1 pseudogene is annotated in these 745 nt (G+C 33.0%); it reads right to left on the minus strand.

Annotated elements, in window-relative coordinates:
• Positions 1-103 precede the first annotated feature (103 nt).
• Positions 104-745 (minus strand): annotated as a pseudogene (locus FD33_RS06535) (transposase); the annotation flags it as partial.

Genomic DNA, 745 nt, shown 5'->3' on the forward strand with positions numbered 1-745 from the left:
GAGGCTGTGACAAAACAGTCTCTTTATCTTAAAAGTTCGATGCGAATTTGAAAAAATTCCACATCGAACTTTTTTGTTCTCTAAAAATACAAATAAAAAATGACATTGATACCAGTTTCCTGATATTCAATGCCATTACTACGATCATCATTTCTTTTTTAACTTTATTCAATCCTTTAACATGGAATCTTTTGAAACCTAAACAAGCCTTCATATTTCCGAAGACTGGTTCCACGTCATTTTTTCTACGTGCATAAATATCAGCATATTGGGGAATCGAAAGTTTACTTCTCATGCTAGCTTTAAAATATTCCAATGAAGGATTGATGTATATTCTTTTACGATTCCCACCAGGCGTGAACGCCTGAGGAATCCTATTGTGATCATCATCAAATATCTCGGAAATATATTCTTTAAAGTAACGTTTAAATCCATATTTATCAGTTCTTATTCGATATGCATTAAAACTGAAACGGACACCTTGAGGATTTATATAATAATCATCGTCTTCGTAGTAATTCCAATTCATTACCTTCTTTTCATCTGTTTTCCATTTCTTTGAATTCTCTTTGAGCATAGTAGAGTACGGAATAACGTATTTCTTATAGTTATCATCTAAAAATTGATAGTTACTTTCAGAACCATATCCCGCATCGGCGACGATCACGTCGCCAAGCGTATGGTTCTCTTCAAGCTGTTTTATAAATGGTATCAATGTTCTTGTATCAGTTGGATTTTGAAACAT

Origin of the sequence: Companilactobacillus paralimentarius DSM 13238 = JCM 10415, from assembly GCF_001434985.1 — a bacterium.
In the GTDB taxonomy this organism is placed as follows: domain Bacteria; phylum Bacillota; class Bacilli; order Lactobacillales; family Lactobacillaceae; genus Companilactobacillus; species Companilactobacillus paralimentarius.